Source organism: Dyella soli, from assembly GCF_054482295.1.
The window spans coordinates 874925-900635 of the sequence record NZ_JBTFFU010000001.1; the positions used below are offsets into that span (position 1 = coordinate 874925).

General features: G+C 67.3%; 22 protein-coding genes. 2 read left to right on the forward strand and 20 right to left on the reverse strand.

Annotation, left to right across the window (positions count from 1 at the left end; genetic code table 11):
* Positions 1-2 precede the first annotated feature (2 nt).
* Positions 3-1757: an ATP-binding cassette domain-containing protein gene (locus ACXU4B_RS04105; RefSeq protein WP_131408010.1), complete on the reverse strand. Its 1755-nt coding sequence runs from the start codon at positions 1755-1757 to the stop codon at positions 3-5.
* 156 nt (positions 1758-1913) lie between these two features.
* Positions 1914-2942 carry a phosphoenolpyruvate carboxykinase (ATP) gene (locus ACXU4B_RS04110; RefSeq protein WP_240734010.1) on the reverse strand — a complete coding sequence of 343 codons (1029 nt, stop codon included), beginning with the start codon at positions 2940-2942 and terminating at the stop codon, positions 1914-1916.
* A 253-nt stretch (positions 2943-3195) separates the two neighbouring features.
* Between ACXU4B_RS04110 and ACXU4B_RS04115 the strand changes: the two genes are divergently transcribed.
* The gene (locus tag ACXU4B_RS04115; protein ID WP_131408012.1) at positions 3196-4686 is read left to right on the forward strand and encodes a B12-binding domain-containing radical SAM protein; all 1491 of its coding nucleotides are present in this window, start codon (positions 3196-3198) and stop codon (positions 4684-4686) included.
* Positions 4667-5956: a nucleotidyltransferase family protein gene (locus tag ACXU4B_RS04120; RefSeq protein ID WP_425481369.1), complete on the forward strand. Its 1290-nt coding sequence runs from the start codon at positions 4667-4669 to the stop codon at positions 5954-5956. Before ACXU4B_RS04115 ends, ACXU4B_RS04120 begins: the two co-directional genes overlap by 20 nt.
* On the opposite strand, the gene ACXU4B_RS04125 is transcribed toward ACXU4B_RS04120, so the two are convergent.
* From ACXU4B_RS04125 to ACXU4B_RS04210, 18 genes are all read right to left on the reverse strand, one after another.
* The gene (locus ACXU4B_RS04125) at positions 5928-7046 is read right to left on the reverse strand and encodes a glycosyltransferase family 4 protein (RefSeq protein ID WP_131408016.1); all 1119 of its coding nucleotides are present in this window, start codon (positions 7044-7046) and stop codon (positions 5928-5930) included. The genes ACXU4B_RS04120 and ACXU4B_RS04125 overlap by 29 nt on opposite strands.
* Complete coding sequence (locus tag ACXU4B_RS04130; protein ID WP_131408018.1) at positions 7043-8170, reverse strand: glycosyltransferase family 4 protein; 1128 nt, start codon at positions 8168-8170, stop codon at positions 7043-7045. Before ACXU4B_RS04130 ends, ACXU4B_RS04125 begins: the two co-directional genes overlap by 4 nt.
* Before the next feature lie 12 nt (positions 8171-8182).
* Positions 8183-9697, reverse strand: a complete 1515-nt coding sequence (locus ACXU4B_RS04135; RefSeq protein WP_131408020.1) for a B12-binding domain-containing radical SAM protein — start codon at positions 9695-9697, stop codon at positions 8183-8185.
* A gap of 25 nt (positions 9698-9722) precedes the next feature.
* Positions 9723-10430 carry a class I SAM-dependent methyltransferase gene (locus tag ACXU4B_RS04140; RefSeq protein ID WP_165583138.1) on the reverse strand — a complete coding sequence of 236 codons (708 nt, stop codon included), beginning with the start codon at positions 10428-10430 and terminating at the stop codon, positions 9723-9725.
* Entirely contained in the window at positions 10421-11647 is a 1227-nt protein-coding gene (locus ACXU4B_RS04145) for an amidohydrolase family protein (protein WP_131408022.1), read from the reverse strand. The genes ACXU4B_RS04140 and ACXU4B_RS04145 overlap by 10 nt, the downstream gene beginning before the upstream one ends.
* 3 nt (positions 11648-11650) lie before the next feature.
* Positions 11651-12535, reverse strand: a complete 885-nt coding sequence (locus ACXU4B_RS04150) for a class I SAM-dependent methyltransferase (RefSeq protein WP_131408024.1) — start codon at positions 12533-12535, stop codon at positions 11651-11653.
* 175 nt (positions 12536-12710) lie between these two features.
* Entirely contained in the window at positions 12711-13547 is an 837-nt protein-coding gene (locus ACXU4B_RS04155; RefSeq protein WP_131408026.1) for a Wzz/FepE/Etk N-terminal domain-containing protein, read from the reverse strand.
* Between the two features lie 33 nt (positions 13548-13580).
* The gene (locus ACXU4B_RS04160; RefSeq protein ID WP_131408028.1) at positions 13581-14747 is read right to left on the reverse strand and encodes a type 2 periplasmic-binding domain-containing protein; all 1167 of its coding nucleotides are present in this window, start codon (positions 14745-14747) and stop codon (positions 13581-13583) included.
* On the reverse strand, positions 14744-15697 hold the full coding sequence (locus ACXU4B_RS04165) for a glycosyltransferase family 2 protein (protein WP_240734012.1): 954 nt from the start codon (positions 15695-15697) through the stop codon (positions 14744-14746). The genes ACXU4B_RS04160 and ACXU4B_RS04165 overlap by 4 nt, the downstream gene beginning before the upstream one ends.
* On the reverse strand, positions 15694-16944 hold the full coding sequence (locus tag ACXU4B_RS04170) for an O-antigen translocase (protein WP_131408030.1): 1251 nt from the start codon (positions 16942-16944) through the stop codon (positions 15694-15696). Before ACXU4B_RS04170 ends, ACXU4B_RS04165 begins: the two co-directional genes overlap by 4 nt.
* The gene (locus ACXU4B_RS04175) at positions 16941-18053 is read right to left on the reverse strand and encodes a DegT/DnrJ/EryC1/StrS family aminotransferase (RefSeq protein WP_131408032.1); all 1113 of its coding nucleotides are present in this window, start codon (positions 18051-18053) and stop codon (positions 16941-16943) included. The genes ACXU4B_RS04170 and ACXU4B_RS04175 overlap by 4 nt, the downstream gene beginning before the upstream one ends.
* Positions 18054-19013, reverse strand: coding sequence for a GNAT family N-acetyltransferase (locus ACXU4B_RS04180; protein WP_205746513.1), 960 nt, complete (start codon positions 19011-19013; stop codon positions 18054-18056). It abuts the gene before it with no gap.
* Positions 18973-19926 (reverse strand): glycoside hydrolase family protein, encoded by a 954-nt coding sequence (locus tag ACXU4B_RS04185; RefSeq protein ID WP_131408034.1) that lies wholly within the window; start codon positions 19924-19926, stop codon positions 18973-18975. The genes ACXU4B_RS04180 and ACXU4B_RS04185 overlap by 41 nt, the downstream gene beginning before the upstream one ends.
* 5 nt (positions 19927-19931) lie before the next feature.
* A complete protein-coding gene (locus ACXU4B_RS04190; protein ID WP_131408036.1) occupies positions 19932-20597 on the reverse strand; it encodes an acetyltransferase in 666 nt (221 codons plus the stop codon).
* Positions 20582-21019 carry a sugar 3,4-ketoisomerase gene (locus ACXU4B_RS04195; RefSeq protein ID WP_131408038.1) on the reverse strand — a complete coding sequence of 146 codons (438 nt, stop codon included), beginning with the start codon at positions 21017-21019 and terminating at the stop codon, positions 20582-20584. The genes ACXU4B_RS04190 and ACXU4B_RS04195 overlap by 16 nt, the downstream gene beginning before the upstream one ends.
* A 192-nt stretch (positions 21020-21211) precedes the next feature.
* Positions 21212-21919: a c-type cytochrome gene (locus tag ACXU4B_RS04200; RefSeq protein WP_131408040.1), complete on the reverse strand. Its 708-nt coding sequence runs from the start codon at positions 21917-21919 to the stop codon at positions 21212-21214.
* An 8-nt stretch (positions 21920-21927) separates the two neighbouring features.
* Positions 21928-24543 (reverse strand): MtrB/PioB family outer membrane beta-barrel protein, encoded by a 2616-nt coding sequence (locus ACXU4B_RS04205; protein WP_131408042.1) that lies wholly within the window; start codon positions 24541-24543, stop codon positions 21928-21930.
* Between the two features lie 12 nt (positions 24544-24555).
* On the reverse strand, positions 24556-25695 hold the full coding sequence (locus ACXU4B_RS04210; protein WP_131408044.1) for a DmsE family decaheme c-type cytochrome: 1140 nt from the start codon (positions 25693-25695) through the stop codon (positions 24556-24558).
* Between the last annotated feature and the right edge of the window lie 16 nt (positions 25696-25711).

The window sequence follows — 25711 nt, forward strand, 5'->3', positions numbered from 1 at the left end:
GCCTAGGTCAGGTGGCGATCCGCCGCGCTGACCCGGGGTGCCACGTGGTGCAGCTCCTCGCGCCCGGACACGCTCACCGCCAGGTCGCTGCCGATGCTCAGGCATTGGTCCGCGACGGCGGCCACGCCGGGCCGGTGAGATACGACGACCACCACCGTATTGGGCAGTCGGCGCTTGAGCGCCGAGAGCACCACGATTTCCGAAGCGGCATCGAGCGCGCTGGTGGCCTCGTCCAGCAAGGCAAGAAACGGCTTGCGCAGGATCACCTGGGCCAGCAGCAGCCGTTGCAGTTCGCCACCGGACAGCCGGCTGGAGGAACTGTGCAGCGTGGTGTCGAGCCCGTGCTGCGAACCCGTCAGCCGCTTGTCCAGGCCCACGTCGGCCAGTGCTTCGCCCAGCATGTCGTCACTCGCGTCGGGGGCGGCCCAGAGCAGGCACTCGCGCACGGAATGCTGCCATGGCCGCACGCTCTGGCTGACATAGGCACCGTGCCGCACCAGCTGGCGGTATTCGTCGAAGCCGATGAAGCGCTCGCCGACGCGCGCCACGAAGGTCCCGGGCTCGCTCATGCCCGCCAGCACATCGATCAGGCTGCTCTTGCCGATGCCGGAGTCGCCGGAAACCAGGGTCAGCTCGCCGGGAGCCAGCACCAGGTCTTCGACGTCCAGGCCGCTCATCGGCGGCGCGGGGCGCAGGCGCGCGATATGCAACACGCCGCCTGAAGGTACGCCGGCGTGCGGTGCAGGAGCGGTGCGCGCCGATGCCAGGTTCATGTAGCGCTGCCACAGCTCGAAGGCGGGCGCCGCCGAACGCAGCTGCTGCAGGCATTGCCGGGTCGATACGAGGTAAGGCAGCAGGCGGCCGAGCAGCAGGCACACGGCGATGAGCGAGGACTGGTCCACGCCGCGCCAGCGATAGGCGATCACGAAGATCGCCGCGATGCCGATGGCCGCCAGCAGCTCCAGTGCCAGCCGCCCGAAGGCAACCAGTTCCAGCTGGCGCTGGTAACCGTGGCACAGGCGCGCGGAGATGTCGCCGTAGCCGGCCTTCTCCGCATCCTCGCGTTCAAACGAGCGCACATGGCGCAGGCGCCGCGGAAAGTCCTCGCTGAGCCAGAACAGCCGCGTCATGTCGGCGACGTACTGCCGGCTCACCTGCGATTGTTCGCGCGTCTTGATGCGCGACGTCAGCATGCCGAGCAGCACGAGCAACGGCACCGCCAGCACCAGCGGCGGCGACACCCACAGCGCGAACAGCACGCTGACGATGCAGGTCACGCCGGCAATCAGCAGCTGCAGCAAGGCACTGAAACCCTGCGTGATCAACTCGACGTTGTGCGTGAGCACGTTGGCGATTTCCGCCGAAGTGGAATCGGCGAGCGCGACCAGCGGCGCATCGATCAGCCGTGCGTGGACCAGGCGGCGCTGCTGCATGCCGTAGCGGCTGGTCAGGCGTGCGCCCAGTCGTGCCGCCTGCCAGCGCAGCAGCGCAAAGGCCATGGTGGCAAGCGCGAACGCCGTGGCCTGCATTTCCACGCCGCCGTGCAGCTCGAACAGGCCGCCGCCAAAGGCGAGCGCCCGCCCGGGCTGCACCAGCGGCACCAGCAGCACCGCCGCGAGGCTGCCGGCAAGCGCCGAGCCCAGCGACAGCACGACGTAGGCGGCCATCTCCCATAGCTCGGCGCGCGTGAGCGTGCGCGCCAGCGAGCGTGGCAGCCGGTCCATGCGCTCGTGCCCGGTGGTCGAGGGGTCAGTCATGGTGGCGCGTTCGCGTCGCACATCGCGGCATCGGCCGAGGTCCTGTCTGCAGGTCTTGATGGTCCAGGGCCGCGCCCTCCCCAACCGGAGTCTCAGTGCGGGTAAGTGCGGGCCCGCGTCGCAAAGGTTGCGACCGCGTCGCCGTGGCCGGCACGCTCAGCCCCGCTCGAGCAGCGATCGCAGGGCATCGACTGATGCACGCGGGTGGCGCCCTCGCCGCAGTTCATGCACGCCCAGTTGCATCAGCTGCTGCTCGAACCGGGGCCAGCCCGGCTGGCCCGAGGCGTACGGCTGGTCGGCGCACAATCGCGCCGCAAGCTCGTTGCCGGGAACCGGCATCAACAAGGCATCCGGATCCTTGGCGGACTGGCTGGACACGAACACCGCACCAACCAGCTTCAGCGGTGCGCGCGCGAGCCGCCCGTGCCCGGCGCGCAGGTCGGCCTCGAACTTTTCGACGCCGCTGCGGCGACGGATGACCGGCGCATGGCTGATCCAGCGACGCTGTGCCTCGTCTTCGACGAAACGCAGCGCGTCGGCCCGCACGTGCAGGTAGTTGGCCACGCCGGTGGCAAGCAGGCTGTCGGGCTGCACGAACACGGCGTCTTCGGCAAGAAACTCCAGCCCCTGCAGCAGGCTGTGCAGGGCCAGGGTGGATTTGCCGGAGCCGCTAGCGCCAAACAACAGGATGCCGCGTCCATCACGACCCACGCAGGCGCCATGCAGCGGCACCAGCCCCTGCCCGCGCGTGGCCAGGGTGAAGACGGCAAATTCGATCAGCTCGTAGCGCAGGTGGTACGGACGGGCCAGCATGTCCGCCGAAGCCACGATCAGGGCACGCCCTTGCCCGGGTACCAGGATCGCGTAGTTCGCCGCGTCCATCACGGCGCTGATCAGGCCCGCGCCCGACTGCACCTGCGGCAAGGGAGGTTCACCGACCGCCATCGGCTCCCGGGCCGGCACCAGGCGCAGCTCGATGTGGAACTCCGCCGACGCCGCCAGCTGGTGCGGCGGCAGGCCGCCATAGGTCGCCTCGACCACATCGAGCAGGGCCTGGCTGTCGCTCGCAAAGCAGAAGCGCGCGCCGAGGATGTGCCGGTACACGGCAAGGCCTGGCCCGGTTTGTTCACGGAACGGATCGGCGCCGTCATCCAGCGCGTCGAGGCGGTGTGTCAAAGCCATCATCGTCGATTGCATGCCCAGGCCGCCCGGTGGCGCGCAGCCGCGCCGCGTGAAATCCGGATGAGTCGGCACGTGGGTGCCCGCCCGCGGCAGAAAGGTTGCGGCCGGGCCGATGCAACGGCAGGAACATTTTCGTCGCGCAGGGCAACCGAAGGTCCGCCCGGGGGCACTCACGTCCAACAAGCGATGAACGCTGAAGCCGGTACGCCGGTGATGCGTTGCTGATCCCCACGGCGACGATTGAGGCTCCTGCGCGATGCTAAAGATTCAGGTCGGCCATTCCTACTTCCTCCGGCTCGACCCGAAACAATGGGAGCGCGGAAAACCCTATCCCCCGCTCGCCACGATCCAGGTCGCTGCGCTGCTGCGGCAGATGGGGCACGAGGTTGCCCTGTTCGACGCCATGCTCGCCGATGGCGTCGAGGACTATGCAGGTGCCCTGCGGGCAGCGCAGCCGGACGTTGTCGTGTTCTACGAGGACAACTTCAACTTCCTGACCAAGATGTGCCTCGGCCGCATGCGTGAGGCGGCCTGCCAGATGATCGGCGAGGCGCGCGCCAGCGGTGCACGCGTCATCGTGGCGGGCTCCGATGCGTCCGACCAGCCGGGCGCCTTCCTCGCGGCCGGCGCGCAGGTGGTGCTGCTGGGCGAAGGCATTGCGCCCCTGGTCGAACTGATCGGGCGACTGGGCCGCGATCCGGCCATCGACGAGCGTGCCTGGGTGAGCGGCATCGCGGGCGTGGCGACCCTGGTCAGCGAACAGACGCAGCTGACGCGCGTGGGCGTGCTGCCGCCGGACCCGCGACTGACCGTGCGCGCCGCGTGGGATCTGGTCGACATCGAGCGCTATCGCGAAGTCTGGCGCCGGCACCATGGCTACTTCAGCCTCAACATGGCGGCGTCGCGGGGTTGCCCGTTCCGCTGCAACTGGTGCGCCAAGCCGATCTGGGGCAACCACTACAACCAGCGCACGGCGCAGGACGTGGCTGCCGAGATGACGTATCTCAAGCAGTCTTTCAGTCCGGACCACATCTGGCTGGCCGACGACATCTTCGGTTTCCACGTCGACTGGGTCACCGAGTTCGGCGACCGCCTGCGCGCCGTCGACGGCTCGGTGCCGTTCACCATCCAGACCCGGGCCGACCTGACCAGCGAACGCATGGCCAGCGCGCTCGAGCAGGCCGGATGCGCGGAAGTCTGGATTGGCGCGGAGAGCGGCAGCCAGCGCGTGCTGGACGCCATGAACAAGGGCACCAAGGTGCCCGACCTGATCACGGCCAGGCAGCGGCTTGGCCAGCACGGCATCCGCGTGGGCTTCTTTGTCCAGCTGGGCTATCTGGGCGAAGACCTCGATGATCTGCTGGCCACGCGTGAACTGATCGCGCAGGCAGCGCCCGACGACATCGGCGTGAGCGTTTCCTATCCGCTGCCCGGCACCAAGTTCTACGAGAAGGTCAAGGCGCAGCTGGGCGAGAAGACCCATTGGCAGGACAGCAATGACCTGGCGATGATGTTCCAGGGCGCCTACGACTCGGACTTCTATCGTCACGTGCGCGACCTGTTGCATGAGCAGGTCACCCTCCAGCAGTCGCATGCCGAGGGGCCGACCGAACGTTACCGCGAGGCGCGTCGTGCGCTCGATGCGCGCTGGGACGCCCTGGTCGCCCGCGAGCATGCCCACCGCACCGAAGACGCGGCGGCGACTCCGCGCGCAGCCGTGCACAGCAATGCCCAGTCCCAGCTCTAGCGCGCCCGTGCTGCCACCGCTCCGCACCATCAGGGACGGCTTGCGCCGCACCACGGAAGCCCTTGCCGTGGAGCTGGCCGCGGCCCGGCCGGGCAGCGCAACGCCCGCATGGAGCGCACTGGAGTGGCGCCTTGCCGCCGCCGCTGCCACCGCGCATGGCGTGTCGCCCCTGCTGAGCACCTGCTCGACCTGGCAGAACGCCGAATGGCAGCGGTTCCTGGCCAGCCAGCGCGAGCACGTCGCGCAACGCCATCAACGCATCGCCTCGCTGCTGCAACGCATCGATGCCGGCGCCGCTGCTGCCGGCGTGGCGGTGGTGGCCCTCAAAGGCTCGGCGCTGCACGCCCTGGGCCTGTATGCAGCGGGCGAGCGGCCGATGGCCGACATCGACCTGCTGGTGCGCGAACACGATGCCGAGGCCATCGTGGGGCTGCTGAAGGATCTGGGCTACGTGGAGTCCTTCGCGCAGTGGAAGCACCGCGTGTTCAAGCCGGCGGCGGGCCAGCCCGTTGCCGGGCTGGGCGACCACCGCGATACGCCGGTGAATATCGAACTGCACACGCACATCCAGGAGCGCCTGCCGATATCCACGGTCGAGATCACCGGGCGCATTTTTCCGCGCGAGCCGCGGCCGGGCATCAACGCCTATCCGTCCAACGGTGCCCTGATGAGCCATCTGCTGCTGCACGCCGCCGGCAACATCTGCGGCCGCAGCCTGCGTCTGCTGCATCTGAACGACATCGCCCGGCTGTCGGCGCGCATGCAGGCCAGCGACTGGAACGTGCTGTGGTGCGAACACGCCGTCGATCCTCCCTGGTGGGCGCTGCCGCCGCTGCTGCTGGTGGCGCGCTATTACCGGCAGGCGATTCCCGATGCCGTACTGGACCGCCTGCGCACCGACTGTCCCGTCCTGCTGCGAACCTGTTCGCGCCACCAGACCCTGACGCAGGTGTCGCTGTCGGGGCTGTTGCTGCAAGCGCTGCCCGGCATCGAATGGTCGCGCTCGATGCGCGAAGCCGGACGCTACATCAGGCATCGGCTGCGCCCCACGGCCGAGGCGAACCAGGAGCGTGCCGACATGCTGCGCACGCAGCTGTGGCTGCAGGGACAGGATTGGGTCGCGCGGCCCCAGGGCCGGCGCATCCTGACCTGGCTGACCCGGCCGGTGCCGCGCATGGACATGCTGTACGCGGTGCGCGCCGCGCTGGAACGTCCTGCGCCCGCGCCGGAGCAGACGGACTTCAGTCCGTATCCGAAACCGGCTCCATGAGCAGTTGCAGGTAGATCGCCTCGAACGCGCGCGCGGTGCAATCGGCATCATCCACCAGCGCCTTGCGTTGCGCGCAGCTGGCCAGCCGGACGCGCAGGTCCTCATCGCCAAGCACGCGGCGAATGGCCTCGGCCAGCGCCGCCCAGTCGCCGGCGGGCACCGTGAGCGCCGCCGACGGCGCCCATTCCACCAGATGCCCGACCGCCGTGCCGACGGTGGGCACGCCTGCTACGGCGGCCTCGAGCAGCACCAGCGGGCCGGCCTCGTGCAGCGACGACATCACCAGCAGGTCGGCCGACTCCATCAGGGGACGCAGTTCGCGCTGGGTCCGGAAGCCAAGGAAGTGCACCTGCTGTTCCAGTCCCAGTTGCGCGGCCAGCTGCTGCATCTCGCCCTGCAGGGTGTCGACCCCGACGATGTCCATCTCGAATGGCACGCCCTCCCTGGCCAGCACCGCGAGCGCACGCAGCAGGGTCGGCTGGTCCTTGACGCGGTTGAGGCTGGCCACATGGATCAGCCGCGCCTTGCCGTCGGCGCGTGTGCGCGGCGCCAGCGGTGGCCAGCTGCGCAAGTCCACGCCGAGCGGCACCCGCCGGGCCGCCAGGCCAAGCGCCTGCAACGAATCGATGATGGGCCGGCTGGCGGCAGTGACGACGTCGGCGTAGCGCAGCACCACGGCTTCGCGCAAACGCCCCTTCCACTTCCGGCGACCGCCGTAACCGATGCCGTGCAAGGCCACCAGTTCGCCACCGGCGACATGCACCAGGCTCGGCAGCCGCAGCAGGGTGGCTGCGGCGACGGCGACCAGGCTGCAGGAGCCCGAGAAGATGGCGTGTACCAGATCGAACGGCGCGCGGCGGTGCTCGGCGCGGATGGCGCCGATCGCGCGCAGGCGCGGCCAGCCGTCGCCGATGTTGTGGATGGTGGCTCCGGCGAGCCTCCATTGACCGGCCGACGCCTCCTGCCGCAAGGCGAACACGTGGACTTCGTGCACCCGCGCCAGGCGTTCGATCAGGGCCAGCAGCACGGGAATCACGCGGAACTCGCCCGTGCGATCCACGCCGCCAGGGACCACCAGGGCAATCTTCATCGTGCCCTCCGTGGCCGCTCGTCGAGCACCTGCGCATAAGCGTCCGCCCACTGGCGCCCCACGGCCGCAAACGACAGCGTGGCGTCGAAGTAGGCACGCACGCGCTCGGGTGACGGGCGGTTTGCCGCGGCATCGATGAGCGCCTCGGCCAGTCGCGCCGGCTGGCCGCGTGGCCACAGCTTGCCGATGAAGCCGCCGCCAGTCAGTGCGCGGAACGCGGGAATATTCGTGACCACCGGCGTCACGCCACAGGCCATCGCCTCCAGCAAGGCATAGCCGCAGCTCTCGGCCAGGCTGCCCGAGACGAACAGGTCCGCCGCCCGCATCATCGATTCGACACGCGCATGCGGCACCTTGCCCACCAGGTGCACCCGACCGGCAAGCCGTGGATCGCGTTCGATGCGTTGTTGCACCTCGGCCAGCAGCGGTGCGCTGCCAAAGGCACACCACAACTGCAGGTTGGGCAGTTGCAGCGCGGCCTGGGCCACGCCCTCGAGCACGGTCAGCGGGTCCTTGCCAGGGCTCAGGTGTCCCACCCATACCACGCAGGGATCGCCATAGAGGCCGGTCTCGGCCCACGCGCGCGCGCGGCTGCCCTGGGTAAAGCGGCTGCTGGATTCGGGTATGGCGAACAGCCGTGTCGACGCCCCGAGCAGGCCCGAAGCAAGGAACGGCTGGGCCAGTTCGGGCGCGGAGAAAGCGACCCCCGACGCCGCGCGATACCAGCGCCGGCACTGTGGCCGTCGCCACCAGCGCGGCACCCGGTCCGCATGGTCCTGCAGGATGATGGGCAACTGCGGCAGGCACCGCGACACGGCGAACGCATCCTCGCCCGCCCCCAGGCTATGCACGTGCAGGACATCGGCCTTGATGGCCTCGAGCACGCCGGCGTAGTGGCGGCCGCGGCGCGACGCTCCGTCACGTGGATGGACGCGGGTGAAGTGATAGTCGATGCCGTTGCGGCTGATCCGCTCGTCGCACGTCGCCGCCTGGATCACCGACACGCGCGTGCCCGCGCTGGCCACCGCCTCGGCGACATCCGCCAGCGAAGGCCATTGCTCGAAAATGTCCGTCGGCCGGATGTGCGCCGGCACCGGCAGGACGTTGATCTGCGCGACGTGCAAGACCGTACCCGCCTAGAGACCCGAAACCTGCGGCATGCGCAGGCGCACGAACCGGTTGGCCAGGTTCAGTTCCCACGGCCGGTCGTACTTGCGATGGTGATAGCGCCACCCGGCCATCGCGCTGAGGCTGCGCTTGGCCCAGGGCGGCGAACGGATGTCCTGGGCGGTCGGAAAGTGGCAGCGCAGCACCGTCTCGAAGTCGCGGATGCGACGGCGCAGTTTGTCGGTCAGCCATGGCGCGTCGGTATGGCAGGCGTAGCCGACCCAGCGCGGCTCCGTCCATTCCTCCGGCGTGGTCGGGAAGACGATCGGCTCGCCATGGAGGTCGAGCAACGGGGCCATCGGTCGTTTGGCACGGTCCTTTTCGTGCCGGCTGTAATCCGGCAACGGCGTATAGACGTAGATGATGATCTCGGACTGCGGGTTGATCCGTTTCAGCTCACGGATGAATTCGAAGGTGTGTTCGGTTTCCTCCTCCGTGTTCTCCGGCGGAGCGACCATGAAGGACAGCTCGGGAATCACCCCGTTGCGCCGGCACAGCTCGGCGACCTGCAGGGTCTGGTCGGGGCGCGTGCCTTTGCGGATCTCCTTGAGCATCTGGCCGTTGGGCGACTCCGCGCCGATGAAGGCCATGCGCAGGCGACTCTTGCGCACCAGCTTCCACGAACTCTCCGAAAGGTTCAGCAGGGCATCGGAGCGGGCGAAGCACCACCATGGCAGCTCGAACCTGGCCATGACTTCGAGCAGCGGGACCATGTCCTCCTCGCGGTCGAAGAAGTTGTGGTCGAAGTACTGCATCGAATCGGCGCCAAGCTCATGCTTGAGATACTTCAGGTCGCGCTCCAGCCGCTGGGCAGGCGGCAGGAAGGTGGCGCCGCCGAACATCGCCGCCACGCCGCAGAACGTGCAGCGAAAGCGGCAACCCATCGCCGACTGGTGGGCGACGGTACGCCGGCCCAGGTAGGTACGCGCGAAGTAGCGCCGCGGATCGCCCAGCTTGTCGTAGGGCAGCACCGCGTCCGACGCCGGAAGCTCGATGCGACGGTTCGGGTTGTGCACCACGGTGCCGCCGTTTTTCCACGACAGCCCGCCGATATCCGCCAGCGCCGGTGCCGCCTGGCCGCCCAGCAAGGCGACCAGTTCCGACATGGTCTGCTCGCCCTGCCCGCGCACCGCGTAATCGACATACGGTGCCGCCAGCGCGGTATTGGTATGCAGTGTCGGGAAATAGCTGCCCCAGACGATCGGCGTCGATGGGAAACGCTCGCGGATCGCCTTCGACACCGCGATGGCGGGCGCCACCTGCGGACCACCCATCACGCCGACGCCGACGGCGGTGAAGCGGTTCCGCTCTATGGCGGCCAGGGTCTCGCTGATGAAGTCGCGATCGACGTTGCCATCGATGATGTGGCTGCTGCCGGTGCGGTCCAGTGCTGCTGAAAGATGCAGCAACGCCAGCGGGAACCGCGCGCTGGTGCGCGAGGTGATGGTGGGATTGATCAACAGCGTATGCGGTGACTGGCTCATAGAAGGGGGTCGCAATGAGGGGGAATTACAGCGTCCGTCTCAGCTGGAATACCAGGGCCACGGGAACCGCCAGCGCCGTGCGGTCAAAGTGCGCGTCGGCGGGAATGTCGGCGGGATCGAGCATGGGTTCCACCACGCGTTCGATCTGCAGTCCAAGTGCCGCGCAGGCGGCGTGCCACTGGCCATACAGATGCGCGGTATGGCGCGCTGCGTAGCGCTGGCCATCGGCCTTGAAGTCGCGCAGCCAGCCGAGCGCATGGCCGATCGGATGCACGTCGCTGCACAAGACCATGCCGCCGGGTCGGGTGACGCGGTGCAGCTCGGCCAGCGGCGGCTCCAGCTGCTCCAGATGACCGATGACCAGCCCGCACACCGTCAGGTCGGCCCAGCCATCGGCCACCGGCAGCTCCAGCAGGTTGCCCTGGCGGAGTTCGACCTCGGCGTCGTAGCCATGGCCGTCCAGTTCGGCGCGTGCGTGCTCAAGCATCTCGGGTGAAAGGTCCACGCCGGTCACACGCGCCGCGCGGCGCTGCAGCGCATGCAGCATGTAGCGCCCGCTGCCGCAGCCCGCGTCCAGCACGGCCTGCCCGTGCAGCGTCGCGGGTAGCAGGCCGAGCATCGCGCGTTCCTCGGCCTGCATGACCGGGTTGTGGGCATGCGCCGGATAACTGGCCGCCCACAGCGCATAAGCCTCGGCGGGCGCAAGCATGGTGGGATGTGGCGTCAGTGGCATCGTGCCTCCATGGGGTGCTCCTGCTGGTCGCGATCGGCGGCGAGCGCGAGCCCGGGCTCCAGTTCGAGCAGCGCCGGTTCGGCGAGATGCGTGGCCAGCAGCTTCGGCCTGCCGTCGAGCATCACGGGTACGGCTTCCACGCCGGCCGCGGCAAACCATTCGGCGAAATCGGGATCGGCGACCTGGGGCACGCCATTGCGCGCTACCGCGCGGATGCGGCTGCGCTCGATGCCTACCAGGCTGTAGCACTCATCGCCGCCATGGTCCTCGACGATGACCAGGTCCGCTGGCGCACCGGGCGCAAGCGTGCCTCGCCACGGCAGCCGCAGGATGCGCGCGGCGTGCGTGGTCACCAGTCCGAGCAACTGTCTTGGCGTCAGTCCGCAGTGCACCGCGACGCCGCACAGTTCGTCGAGCAGGTCGCGGGCGCCACTGAGGCGCGAGTCACTGCCCAGCGCGAGCCGGCCCGCCGCGCACAGGCGCCGCGGATCGAGCGAACGCCCCAGCAGCCGGCGATTGCTGGCTGGACACCACACCACGGCGGCACCGCTGGCGATGACCCGGTCGATGTCCTGCCGGCGCAGTCCCACGCCGTGGATCAGCACGCTGTTCGCCGCCAGGCAGCCCAGCCGGTCCAGTTGTTCCAGCTCCGCCTGCGCCACCGCGTCGGTACCCTCGGCGAGGTGGATCATCCACGGATGCGCCGGTGGAGTGGCGGCAAAGCTCTCCCGCACCGGCGGCCCGTACTCGCTCCAGCCAAGCGCGTAGCTCCAGCCGAAGTCACGCAGCAAGGCCACCGGAAAATCCGCCGCGTCGAGCTCGGCGTGCCATGGATCGTGATGCGCCACGCAGGTGGTGCCCGCGAGCAGGTTCTTCAGCGCGCCGTGGCGTAGCCGCAAGGCCTTGGGAATGCGCAGCGCCGCGGCCACCGAAGGTTCGGCGAAGTGGGCCTGGAATGCCGCGATCCAGGCGTAGCTGTTGGGAAACGGTTCGTCGTTTGCCAGTGGCGGAACGGCGTTGACATGCAGGTGATCGTGCGCGTTGACCAGGCCTGGAAAGATCAGGTGATCGCGCAGTTCGAGCCGATAAGCCTGCGCGGACGCCGATGCATCGATCCGCCCCGCACGCACGGCCAGCGGTCCGGCGACGGTGCCCTCGGGCGTCACCGAGGCCGCCCGGTACAGGCTGACGTCCACGGGGGCATGGCATGTGTTCACGACTCAGCGCCGTTGCATGACGATCAGGAAGTGGTCGCCCATGTCGCGCAGCAGCGGCAGCGCGCCCAGGTGGTCATCGAGCCAGCCCAGGCGTTCGCAATGGCGACGGCGACGACGGTAGTAGTCCACCAGGTACGGCGGCGGCATGAACAGGCTCAGGGCGCGGTAGCCCTCGAGCGAGAACGAGGCGGCGAAGGCGGCGTAGAACTCGCGCGGCAGGTAGTACTGCGTCCAGATGGTGTGCTTGTTCATCCCCACCGCGGTGGCGCCCCGCGCGGCGCGCACGCGTGCCCGGCTGAAGCGCCCGCGCAGCGTGTAGTGCACGACTTCCCACGGGCAGATCCGGCCGATCACGGAAAACACCAGCTTGCCGCCCGGGCGCAGCAGCCGCGCGCATTCGGCGGCAACGGCATGCAGGTCAGGGGCGCAGTTCAGGGGACCAAAATTCGAATAGATGCCGTCGAACTGCTCGTCGAGCCGATGCAGCTCCTGCACACCCAGGTGCGCAACCGTGACATGGGATTCCAGGCCGGCGGCGGCGGCCCGGGCGCGCGTGCGCCCGACCATCTGCGGCGACCAGTCGGTGGCGGCGACCTGGTAGCCACGCCGAGCGAATTCGAGCGCATCGATGCCCGTGCCACAGCCGAGGTCGAGCAGGCGGGACTCGGCCGGAATCTCGCGCGACACGGTCTCCCACATGGTGAGCCGCATGCGCTGGATCAGCTCGTTGTTGCCGCGCGGACCGTCGTAGTCGGCGGCGACGCTGTCGAAGGCGCGTTGCGTATCGAGCAGCTGTGCTTCGTTCAAGGATGCCTCCCAGTGGCCACGGCCAGGATCCCGCGCGGGATTGGCCCGGCCCTCTGCTTCCAATGGGTGTTGCCCAGTCATGTCGCTCTCCGTCCCGCGTGCTGCCGCCATCCGTTCCGGCGCCTGCGGGAAGGAACTGCCGGCGCTTCGCGTCGGCCATCACGGCTATTCGATGAATCTGTTCCGTGAGTGCTCATGGGGAGGGCTTTGGTTGAATGGCTGCTGGCGGCGGGCGTCGCACGGCGCGTGTGCGTTGCTAGGCGCGGCGTCGCGCTGCGCCCCTGGCGACGGCGGCGACCGTGCCGAAGGCAAGGCCCAGCAGGATGCCAAGCCCCCACGACAACGGAAGATTGGGAAACGCCGGGTTCTCCGGGGCATAGATCGGCCACATCAGCGACGTTTCGTAGGTGTAGTTGGCGCTGAGACGAGCGACCAGGTCGCTGCGCACCAGCTGCAGGTTGCGGATTTCCTCGTTCCGGGTACTCACCAGCACGCTGGCAAGCACGGGCGATGGCGAACCCTTGCCGGCCACGTCATCGCGCGAGCCTGACGCGGCGGCCTGCTGCAGGCGGTCGCGTTCGGCGATGGCACCGCTCAGGCTGGCCTGGACTTCATCCAGGCGTGCGCGGGCCAGTGCCAGTGGCGTCGCTTCTATGCGCTGGTGCACGGCCCGCAGCGTGTCGAGGGTCGCCTCGGCGAACTGGCGCGCCTGGGCGGCGCTGTATGCGCGCACGCTCACCTTCACCAGCGGTCCGGCATACGGCATCGGCTCCAGCTTCTGGCTCTTGAAGTAAAGCCGGGCCTCCGCACTGGCGGGGGCAATCCCGATGCTGGCCAGGACGTCATTCTTGAATGCGGTGGATTGCAGGCGCTCGAGCACGCGCTGGAATGGCTCGACCTTGGGATCCTGTCCGGCCGGCACCTGGCCGACCTGCCCGATCTGGATCCACGCCGTCGCCTCCCACTGCCGCCTGGCGGCATGGGTGAAGGCGAAGGTGGCGGCCAGCACCACGATCAGCACGCCGACGAACCAGCGCCACTCGCGACGAATCACCCGCCACAGGTCGAACAGATAGATCTCGTCTCGTTCCATAGTTTTCAGTCCACTGGAGAAGTCGAATAGCGCTCAGGGCGAGGCGGGCGCATGCATGCCGCCCTGCCCTGCACCTGCGTGTGGGTTGGCCAGTCTGTTCGGCAGCCATGCCGCGAAGGCCTGCATCAGGAGGCACAGGACGATGAAGCCGATGTTGGTCCAGGTGAATGCCTGCGGCGCAAACGGCGCCATCACGCACACGTAGGACACGCGCAGGAAGATCAGCAGGGAAAACAGGGGTACTGCCGGGGCCAGCCGGCGCACGCTCCACAGCTGCAGGCCGTAGAGCGCGAGGATCGACATCACCGCTCCGAACGGCCCCCACGCCAGCAGGAACGGCAGGAACTCCGTACCCACGTTGATATTGGGCGCATCGAGCGGGATGCCCGTGCCGGCCGTGGCGATGGAGCCGGCCAGCGGAACCAGCTGGTTGAACAGGAAGCTGGCGTTCGAATAATGCTTGGCCAGCAGGGAACCGAAGTTGTAAGGGCCGGCGCTGGCATACAGCAGCAGCCACTTGACCCCTTGCGGCGAGGATCGATAGAGGTCGCTGAAGGGCAGCGTGACGTAATCGAGCGTGCCCGAGCGCAGGATGCCGAGCACGGAAAAAATCACGCCGCCCGCAACGGCGAGGAAGCCGATGGTTTTCCACGGCAGCGGCCGTGCCTCGTCGCGGCGAAAAATGACGATCAGTGCGGTCGAGAACAGCGCCGCGAAGATCCGGTTGCGGTCGATCACCAGGATGGGAAAGGCCAGGCCGATGGCGATCAGGGTGTAGCGCAGCCAGCGGCTCCTGACGCAGAGCAAGCCGATCGGCGGCAGCACCCAGCACATGTCCGAGACATGGCGTATGTGCTCGTGGCCGCCGCTCATGTTGGCGTAGGCCGACGGCGAGTCGATCAGCGCGATGGGAAACAGCGTGATGTCCAGCACGCAGAAGAAGATGATCGCGTACGCGAACAGCAGCGCGACGAAAGCCTCGCGGGTCCCCGCATAATTGCGCAGGCGGAATCGCTCGGGCCTGGGCAGCCGGATGCCGACCACGGCGTCGAACAGCATGACCGCAAGCGCGGTTGCGACCAGCAGAAACACGCCTTCCAGGTAATCCGCCGGCAAGTCGTAGGTGAGCCAGGTCAGCGCGCACGCGACCAGCATCGGGAGCCCGATGTAGGTCGACGGCAGGCGAAGGATCCGCTTCATGCCGCCCTCGCGATGCGGTGCGTCGACCTGAGCCTGGCCTTCGACACGGCGACCAGCGACAGGTAGGCCATCATGTGGACCAGCAGGCCGCCGATCCGTCCCTGCAGGAACGAAATCTTGGCGCCGATGAAGTGGCTCTGCGCCATCAGCAGCGTCCGGTAGGGCTCGTGGAACAGGACGGCGCGGCGCATGGCGATGTCTTTCGCCTCCATCAGGTTCAGCACGCGGGTCGGCGTATGCCGGGTCCGGCTCAGGTTCGAGCCATGGATGCGGTACGCGCACACGGCGACATCGACAAAGCCGATGGCATCGTGCGCCGCCAGGCGCAGGAAGAAGTCCCAGTCGTCGATGCGCAGGCAGTCGCTCCAGCCGGCCACCGTTTCCAGCGCCCGTTTGCGCACCAGCGCCACGGGGCCGCCAATGGCCCAGTGGCTGATCACGGCAAGGCGGATGCCGTCGTCGGACTGGTAGAGATGCTTGTCGGCGCCGTGCAGGTCGCGCATGCCGCTTTCATGCAGGGTCTTTCCGTCCTTGTCGACGACGACCGAATCGCCGATCACCGCCCACTTGCCAGGATGGCCCACCAGGTAGTTCACCTGGGCCTCGATGCCGCCGGGCAGCAGGTAGTCGTCGCTGGCGCCAAGCCGCAGGAATTCGCCGCGCGCCCGAGCCGCCAGTTCGTTCAGCGTAACGGCGATGCCGCGGTTGTCCCTGTGCACGTATTCCACCGGCAGTTCATGGCCATGCCGCGCCACCCAGGCGGCGATGATCTCGCCCGTGCGGTCGGTCGAGCCGTCATCGATGATGACGATCTCCTTGGCCGGATACGGGTCCTCCAGCACGCTGTCGAGGCAGCGCTCCACGAAGCGTTCATGGTTGAACGCCGGTATCAGGATGGATACCAGCGGCATGGCCGGCATGCCCTTCGATGCGTCGTCGACCTTGCTCATGAGACCCCCACGTAACGTCGTACGACCAGCACATTGAACACGAGATACAGGGCGTAGTTGATGGCGAATGCGTACATCGCGCCGACCAGGCCGAACCGCGCTGTAAACAGGTAGACCAGGGCGAGGTAGCTCAGCGCAAAGGCGCATTCGGAAATCACGAACAATCGCGTCATGGCCTTGGCCAGCATGACGTAGGAAAGGATGAACGAGGCGATCTTGACCACGTCGCCCACCAACTGCGGCCCGTAGAGCATGTTGGCGGAGGCAAAGTCGGTACTGAACAGCAGCTGGGTCACCCAGCCCCGCAGTGCATAGACCACCGCCGCCAGGCCGACGACCGCCGGCATCAGGTAGCGATAGGCATTGCGCATTTCCAGCAACAGCGATGCGCGCTCGTGGGTGGAGGCCAGCTTCGGCAGGTAGTAGATGTTGATTGCCGTGGTGAGGAACAGCAGGTAGGCATCGGACACCTTGCTCACGGCCTGCCAGTAGCCGACCTGCTCCCAGCCGAACTGGCGCGCGAGGTGGTCGCGCACCGCGATGTTCACCAGCGGGGCAATCAGCGCGGAGGTGATCGTCATCACCGAAAAGGCCGCCAGGCGCACCGTCATTTCGCGATCGAAGCGCATCTGCAGCATGCTGCGCTGGAAGTAAGGGCTGCGCCGCCACGCCGGCCAGCCGACGGCGAGCCACAGCGCCGGACCCAGCACGAGGGCGAGCAGCGCGCCGTACAGGTGCATCCACCACGACAGCCAGACCACCAGCACCACGCCGAACGCCGAGCCCAGCACCTGGATGAAGGCCAGCCGCCGCACGTCCATGAAGCCGTTGATCACGGAGAGGATGTAGTTGATCAGGGCAATGCCAAGCTGGGCGATGGCCAGCACGCGGATCAGCCCCGCGTACTGCGGGTCGCCGAGCAGCCAGCTCGCAATCTGCCGGCTGAGCAGGAGTGCCACGCAGCCCATCAGCAGCGAAGCGCACAACGCATACCAGAGTGCCGCGGCCAGCAGGCGCGACAGTCGCTGGGCATCGTCGCGGTATTCGGCCACGTATTTGACGATGCCGGCGCTGATGCCGCCGCCGGCCAGCACGGCAAGCAGCGACATCAGGCTGACCAGCTGGCCCAGCCGGCCCACGCCCTCGGGGCCGGCGAACCAGGCCACCAGCTTGATGACGACCAGGCCAGCCAGCAGGCGCGCCGCAGTGGCGATGGCGGTATAGAAGCCGGCGCGAACGATATTCATGCGGGACACTCGAACGTCTGGCAGGCATCGATGACCCGCTCCACGCTGCCATCGGTCAACGTCGGCCCCATCGGCAGGCTGAGCACTTCGTCGTGCAGTTGCTCGGTCAGCGGCAGGTGCGCCCCGCGCAGCTCCGGATAGGCAGGCTGGCAATGCGGAGGCACCGGATAGTGCACCTGGCTCTGGATGCCATGCGCCTGCAGGTGTTGCCGCAGCGCATCGCGACGGGGGCTGCGCACGACGAACAGGTGCCAGGCGTGCGCCTGCTCCTGCGCCACGGCCGGCAGCCGGATGTGCGGATGGTCTATGCCCTCGCGGTAGCGCTGCGACACCTTGCGGCGCCAGGCCACGTCTTCATCCAGATGCTTCAGCTTCACCCGCAGCATGGCCGCCTGTATTTCGTCGAGCCGCGAATTGAGGCCCTGGTACAGGTGGTGGTACTTCACGCTGGAGCCGTAGTTGCGCAGCGCCGCCACCCGCTCCGCCAGCAGGCCGTTGTCGGTGACCACGGCACCCCCGTCACCCAGGGCCCCGAGGTTCTTGGCCGGGAAAAAGCTGAAGGCAGCCGCATCACCGAAGGCACCTGCCTTGCGCCCGTCGCTGGCAGCGCCATGGGCCTGGGCCGCGTCTTCGATCAGGAGCAGATTGTATTGCCGGGCCAGCACGCCCAAGGCGGTCATGTCGGCCAGCTGGCCATACAGGTGCACGGCCATGATCGCGCGAGTGCGCGGGCCGATGGCGGCTTCCACACAGGCCGGGTCGATGTTGAACGTGGCGGGATCGGGCTCCACCGGCACCGGCACCAGCCGGTTCTCGCTGATAGCGAGGAAGCTGGCGATGAAGGTGTTGCCCGGCACGATGACCTCGTCACCCTCGACCAGCGCGCCAAGCTCCTTGTAGGCGCGCAGGATCAGCGCCAGTGCGTCCAGCCCCGTGCCTACGCCCACCGCATGGCGCACGCCGCAATACGCCGCGAACTCGCGTTCGAAGGCAACCAGCTCGTCGCCCAGCACGTACCAGCCCGAATCGATCACCCGCCCGGCGGCCGCCTTGAGCTCGTCGGCATAGCGCGCATTGATCTCCCGGGCATCGAGGAACGGCACGTCCATCTAGAGCACCCACTCGTAGAAATCATGCGCGACGCCACGGGCGCCGAAATATTCCTTCTGCGTGACCAGTCCGCCGTTGAGCACCTGGCCTTCCTGTTCGGTGGAAATGCCCAGCGAGAAATAGTGCCGCTCTGCGTAGGTGTGGCTGATCAGTTCGGCCAGCAGCAGGTTGAGCGCGCCAAGACGCCGCCCCTCTTCGGAGGCGGCGAGGTATTGCGTGTGCACCACCCGCCCGAAGTCGTAGATCAGCACGCCGGCCAGCAGGCCCTCGTCATTGCGAGCCTCATGCAGCACGATCTGGCCAGGAAAGCGCGCTTGCAGCAGGCCAAGCTCGGCAAGGCTGTGCACCGGTGCCACTCCGTGCTTCTTCAGCACCTCGGCCAGCAGCGCGTGGAACGCCGACAGCTCGCCTCCCGCCCCCAGCCGGACGCCCGCACGGCCGGACTTCCTGACCGCACGACTGCGTCCTTCGCTGAACTGGAAGTCCTCGCGCAGCGAAATCACCGAGGAGAGGTCGCGACGCATCAGGCGCGCGCCCTGCCGATGCAGCGCGTACAGGTCCTCCTCGGCCGGATAGGCGTGGAAGACGTGCGGCACCGCCTTGTAGACCAGGCGCCCGGCGCCGCGCGCCCGATAGTGTTCGCCGATGGCATCGAACACCGCCAGCGCCGATTCGGCGCGCAGGGCGCGCGTCGAAATCAGGCCGGCGTAGGTAAGGCCGGCGTGACTGGTGACGACGCCGTCCCTGAGGTTGGCGGGGAAGATCGCCACCGCCTCGCCGTCCTTCTCCACCATCAGCGAGGCGTCGACAAAGCGGTCGGCGTGGTAATCCATGTAGCCGCGTCGATGCAGCAGGTTGCCGTTGCGGGAATGCTCGACCACGGCATCCCAGGCGGCTGCATCGCCGGGCGCGTATGGCCTAACCGTAAACACGCGCGCCACCGCTGAGCTGACTGGCATGTGCCTCGGCCACGCCGAAGCCGTCCACGCCCATGTCGTTGCCGTTGTAGAACATCAGCCACTTGTCGCGCTGGCGGATCAGGGCGGGATAGCAGATGACGCGGGAGTCCCAGCCGTCGGCGGACAGTGCCATGCCGAGCGCCTCGTCATGCCGCTCCCACGCGATGCCGTCGTCGCTATGGGCGACCCCGGGAAAGTATTCACCGGTGACGTTGCCCCGCGTGAAATACATCAGGTACCGGTCGTCGACGCGATACACGCGCGGGCGGCCGATGCGGTATTCGTTGCCGCGCGGGCGCAGGCAGACCTCGTCGTGGCGCGGGATCGCACCCAGGTCGGCGGTCTCGACGTGGCGAATGTGGTAGCGCGGAAAGGGACGGCCATCGATGTACTCCCAGTCGTCGCCCACCGCATACCACAGGCGCCACCGGCCATTCTCGCGCATGGCCGTATGCACGGCGCCGATGGTGCTGCGGCCCGGCGCGCGATCCAAAATGGGCGTCTCCTGCACGCGCTCGAAATGCAGCCCACCGTCACGCGAGATGGCCAGTCCGGTGAAGGCCAGGAACTTGGCCCTGGCCACGCGCTGGAAGCCCACGTAGAACATGTGCAGTCCGCCCGGCGCATCCACGATGTCGCCCAGGATCATGCCGTTGTCGTCGAAGCAGCCGCCGCGGCCGATGTCGAGCACCGGCTCGCGGCTCACGCGCACGACCACCGAAGGATCGTCGGCGCGCACGTCGACGAAGCCGATGCGGCTGACGCCCTCGGCGTCGCGAAAGCCCGCATAGACACGGATGAGGTCATCGTCGATGCGCCATGGCGTGGGCGTCAGCGCCGAATGGCACATCCAGCCACCCACGCCCTGCCGCGCCGTGTCGAACACCAGTCCCTTCTTGCGCCAGCCGGACATGGGCCTCAAAGCCTCACGTCGAGGCTTGAACGGTCCGGCACGGCATGGGCCGGCGACCCTACGTAGACCCGCCCGGGCTCCGTGTCGCGCGTCACCAGGGCGCCCGAACCGATCACGTTGTCCCGCGCGACTTTCACGTGGTCATTGAACGTGGTGTTGACGCCGACGAAGCTGCTTTCGCCGATCTCGCAATAGCCGGAAATGACGGCGTGGGACGCCACGAACACGTGGTCGCGCACGATGGTCTGGTGGCCGACATGGTTGCCGCTCCACAGCACGCAGTTGTTGCCGATGCGGACGCCGTGCTGGATGACGTTGCCCTCGAAGATGAAGCTGTTCTCGCCCACCTCGGCGGTGCGCCACACAAAGGCGCGCGTACTCACATAGGTGGCGAACCGGTACCCCTGGCGCTTTGCATCCAGGTAAAGCCGCGTGCGCAGGCGGTTGAGCTGGCTGGCCGGTATGGCCACGAACACGTCCACCTCGGCAGCCGGGTAGCTTGCCTCCAGGTCCTCGTAGGCCACCACCGGCCGGTCGGCCAGTCGTGGCTGGGTGAGATAGTCGCGTTCGACACTGAACGCGATCACGTCGTAGTCGCTGTCGTGATCAAAATATTCGCAGGCAATCTGTGCGAATTCGCCTGCGCCGATAAGCACTAGCGGCCTTGGCATGCTGCCATGTCCTCCGGGTACATGGCGCCGGTGACTTCGCTAATGAACGCGGCATAGTCGGTGATGTAGTCCGCGGGGTCGTACAGCTGGTCGGCCAGCACCATCAATACGCAGTCGTCGCTGAAATCGTATAGCTCGCGCCAGACCATGCGGCCGAGCATGAGCCCCTGCGAGGGATCGTTCAGCACGATCTCGACCGGACCGGTGCCGTCATCCAGCAGGAAGGTGACCGATCCACGCACGGCGACCGCCAACTGGTGGAGGTGGCGATGCGCGTGGCGTCCCCGATGGACATCGCTCTTGGTGGCGAATATGTAGTAGACGCGCCGGATCTCAAAGGGCACGTTGCGCTCCTGCTCCAGCGCAATGAGCATCCCGCCGTGGTCACCATGCGCCTGCAACTGAACTCGTTCGATTTCCATGGTCTCGCCGGGCTGTGAGTTCTGAAGGTCGACCCTATGAACTTGAGTGCCGCCGCGCTGGCGAAAGGTTGCGTGGGCTGGCGACCTGCCCCGCGCCCGCCGCAGGCCCATGCAGGCCTTCAGCGGTTGGCCGGCACGCCCGCCTGCACCCCTTGGCCAGGGCAGCATCGCAGGCCGCCCCGCCCACTGGCATCACAAGCTGTTGAGGTAGGCCGACAGCGCCTGCATGTCGTCGTCGCTCAGCGTCTGCGCCACGCCATGCATCACCCTGGCATTGCTGCTGCCGGCACGCGCGCCGCGCTTGAAGTCGCCCAGTTGCTTGGCCACATAGAGCGCGGACTGGCCACGCAGACGCGGAAAGCTGGCCCATGGTGGTTGCGGTGCGCTGCTCGGTTGCGGCTGCGGGCCGAGCCCTGCCGGTCCGTGGCAGGCCTGGCAAGGCGGGATACCCAGCCCTGGATCACCGGCGAGATACAACTGGGCGCCACGCGTGCTGCCGCCGGCCTGCCCTGCCGGCTTGGGCGCCAGCGAGGCGAAATAGCTGGCGAGGTCGCGCATGTCGCCATCACTCAATGTCGCGGCCTGGCCCGACATCACCGGATCGCTGCGTTGGCCGTCATGGAATTCCTTCAACTGCGCATACAGATAGCTCGCCGATTGCCCGGCCAGGTTCGGAAAGTTCGGCGCAATCGCCACGCCCTGCGCGCCATGGCAGGCCGCGCATACCGTGGCCTTGCCGGCGCCGGCCTTGGCGTCACCGCTGATTGGCGGCATGCGACGCTGGTCCAGCACGCTGGCTGGCGCGGCGGCCGTACTCGTGGCCGCTTGCTGTGCGGCCGCGTCGGGCCCGACGACCGGCAGCAGCAGGAAAACCAACAGGAGACTGGTGCGATACCTCATCACGGCTCCTACAGCTTCAGATTCAACATGACGCCGACCAGGCTCGCGTTGTAGTGCAGCTGGCCGCCCTTGTCGGTATACAGGCGGTGGTCATAGACCAGCGTGTTGTCGAGCCCCAGGTAATGCCAATCGCTGAAGGCGCCGGTTTCATAGCGGCCGTACAGGCGCACGCCCACGGCGCTGGTGACGCGGAAGCTCAGGCCAAGGTCGAGCGTATTGGTACGGTACCTGTCGTCCGGAAAACCACGGTTGGCCGCGGCAACGCTGGCGGCATCGCGATAGGCGAGCGCCCCGATGGTTGCGTAGCTGTAGCCGACATGCCCGAGTGAATCGGTGTAGTTGTAGCTGAGATCGAAACGCGCCCGGCCGAAATCGTGACTGAAGCTGAGCCCGGCATTGCGGTTGCTTTCGCTGTCGTCTTCCCACCACTGGTTCGCATACGGATAGAACGGCCCACCCAGATTGGGATTGGACTGGCCGAGGCTGCCGAAGATCCTGCCGTTGTCGGCACTGTCCGCATCGTTGACGTTGGAAATGCCCATGTGCGAACCCTCCACGCCGAGATAGAGGTTCATGGTGGTCGCCGGCGTCGGTTGCCAGTCCCACTGCACGGTGGCACCGGTGGTGCTGGTGTTCTGCCGGCCGATCAAGGCGTCGTAGTGGTCACGGTTGCCGTAGAACGTGGCCGAGATCGTGGCCGAGTCACCCCACGGGTGGGTGACGATCAGGCGCGCCTTGTTCTCGGTGCGGTTGGACAAGTCGTACTTGCGCATGTCGGCGACGGTGTAGGCCGCCAGGCCTATGGACGGAGCGACGAAGCCGGGCAGCGACTGCGCGAAGAACTGCACGTAAGGATCGTAGTTGTACTTGCCGCCGTCACGCTTGGCGAATTCCCAGCTCATCCGCACGGTGGCGCCGATGACATCGCGACTGACCCAGTCGACCTTGATGCGCTGGTCGTCGACGCGGTTGCGCTCGCGATACTTGGGCTGGTTGTGGTCGAAGGTGTAGGTGACGCCGAGCGACGTCTTGTGGCCGAGCTGCCAGTCGGTGCCCAGTTCCAGGATCGAGTCGGTATAGCTGAACGGCACGTTGCGCACGAGCACGTTGGACGAATTGAACAGCGGATTGGCCGGATCGAAGAAGCCGGTCTCGCCCGGCACCACGCTACCCTGCGAGCCATTCTCCGAAATGAAGCCGTACTGGCCGGTGAGCGGGTTGTAGGCGAGGTAGCGGGTCTTGTTGTCCTCGCGATACCAGCGCACGCCGGCATGCCAGCCGAACGTGGGCGAAGGATGGAAGGTGGCCCGAGCGTCGAACAGGCCGGTGTCGATGCGCGCATTGGCGCTGCGCTGCGACAACGCCGAGGTGGTGTTCCAGTTGGCGCACTGGAAGGTGTAGTCGGCCGTCGGCGCAATGAAGACACCACCGGTGCCCGTGCAACTGGTCGGCGGGAGCAGCCCGTCGTTCTGGCGCATCGTGGCCCACGCGCCAGCCACGGTGAGTTGCCCATTCCATTTCAGTTCGCGCGACAGGTCCAGGCGCAGATTGTGGTAGTCGTTGTCAGGCTCGAGCGAGAACCGGCCGTTGTAGATATTGGCCACCTGCGGCGTCCCGGCGACATTGGTGAGGGCAAACGGGCTTTGGAAGTCCAGGTGGTCCTTGTGGTCGCGAAAGAACGAGCCGTTGTAAGTCGCCAGGAAATGCCAGACCTTGCCGACGTTGCGCACGCTGAAATTGACGTCGGTGGTGCGGAAATCGATGGGCCGCACCGTTTCCAGAATGCCGCCGTTGTCGGGAAACGGGTAGTTGAAGAACATCGAGCCACCCCACAACCGAGTGCCCGTGCGCTTTTCGTTGGTGATCGCGGCCGAAGCTATCCAGTCGTGATAGAGCACGCCTTCGTAGCTGAGCCCTTCGCGCCTGCGGGTGAGCCCGATGTTGTGCTCGGGTGTCGCGGCCGACACCGCTGCCACCTGCGCCGGCGTGCTTGCGCCGGGGACCAGCGACGCGGGCAGGGTCAGGCTGGTGCTGCCGACGCCGTTCCAGATCGGATAGGCATTGGTCGACACGGTATGCGGGATCTCGCGGTAGAAGCCCTCGATCCGGTAGCTGCCGTAAACGCCGCCGCGCACGCGATAGTACTGGTCGTCGCTGCTGAGGCGACTGCCGCGAAATTCCGCGTAGGCTCCGGTCTTGTGATTCTGGAAGTCGAGCGCGAACAGGCCCAGCACGGCCCCGCTGCGCCAGTCGGCGTATTGGCGAAAATATTCCGCGTTGCGATCGCCACCGACGTGGAGGTAGCCAAAATCGAGCACGCCGTCATAGGTCCAGTCGCCCTGGCCCACCGGCCTGGCCGCATCGATCATCGGCGGATACGGGTAGAGCGAGCCGGTCGGCGTGCGCAGCATGCCAGCGTGCAGATAGGACATGCCGTCCGGATCGGCCGGTTGCAGCATCGGGGTCCAGCCACGCGGATCGAGCGCGTTGCCAAATTGCATGTCGCCCACGCGCATGGTGTCGCTGGTATCACCCGCCAGCGCATCCCGCGTGCCGAACAAGCCGAGCAACAGGCTCAGGGCCAGGACGGTCGGCGTCGTGCGATTTTCGTTCAGCGCAAGCATCGTCCGCCTCCGTCACTGGTGGAAGTTCGGTCCTGAAGGATTGTTCGAACCGTGGATATTGCTGTGGCAGGTCAGGCAGCCGCGCCCGATCAGTCGCTCATCCGGATGCGGACCCGTGGCGAGTCCCGCCGGAGACTGCAAATCGTTCGGGTGCAGCGTCATGGTGTGGCATTGCTGGCACAGCATCGGCACCGGGGCGACCAGCAAGGTCTGCTGGTTGGAGCCGTGCACGTCGTGGCAATTGAGGCAGTTCTCGCGCACCGGCGCGTGCTCGAACAGGAACGGCCCGCGTTTCTCGGCGTGGCAGGAATAACAGGTCTCGTTGACCGTATCGGTCTTCAGCAGCGGCTTGGTGATGCTGCCGTGCGGGTTGTGGCAGTCGGTGCAGGCCATCTGCCCTTCGGGCAACGGCATGTGCGAGCGACGGTTGAACTTGGCACGGATGTCCTGGTGGCAACTCGCGCAGACTTCGTTGATCGACGCTTTGGCCAGCACGCCTTCGGGCGAAAGCCGCGTCATCGGATTGTGGCAATCGCTGCAGGACAGCCCGCGGTTCTGGTGGATCGAACCGATCCAGTGCTGCCTTGCGCCGCCGGCATGGCAGCCCAGGCAGACGCCGGCCTGGACTTGCGGCGGCGTCTTGGCATCGTGGGTGAACGCGATGATCGAACCCGGCGCCGTTGGATTCCTGGCATGCTCGGAACCAGGGCCGTGGCAGGTCTCGCAGGCTGCCTGCGGACCACTGTTCGCCGCACCGACGCGGAAGGAGGCGACGTGCAGGCTGTGCGAGGCCTGGATGTTTTCCTGCGCGTGGCAGGCTATGCAGGTCTTCGCGCCGATCGCGTCGGCCTTCGGTGCCAGGGGGTTGGGCGGAATCGGGGCGGCATCGAACGGCGTGGCGACGCTGTCGCTGACCAGGGGCAGGTTCGGATCGCGCTGGCGTGCCGCGTTGGCCCCCATGTCGGTGGCCGGCAGCATTTTCGTGATGTCGCTCTGGCTGAGTCCGCTGCTGGTGCTGTGCCCGACTTCCGTGGTGCTGGCCTTGCCGGCAGCCGCCTGTTGCGCCTGTGCACCGGGTGAACCCAGCAACAGTCCGCCAACGCCCAGCAGCACGCTCAGCAAGGTCGTACAGAACAGCACAATGACACGCATGTGTTGGAGCCCCTTG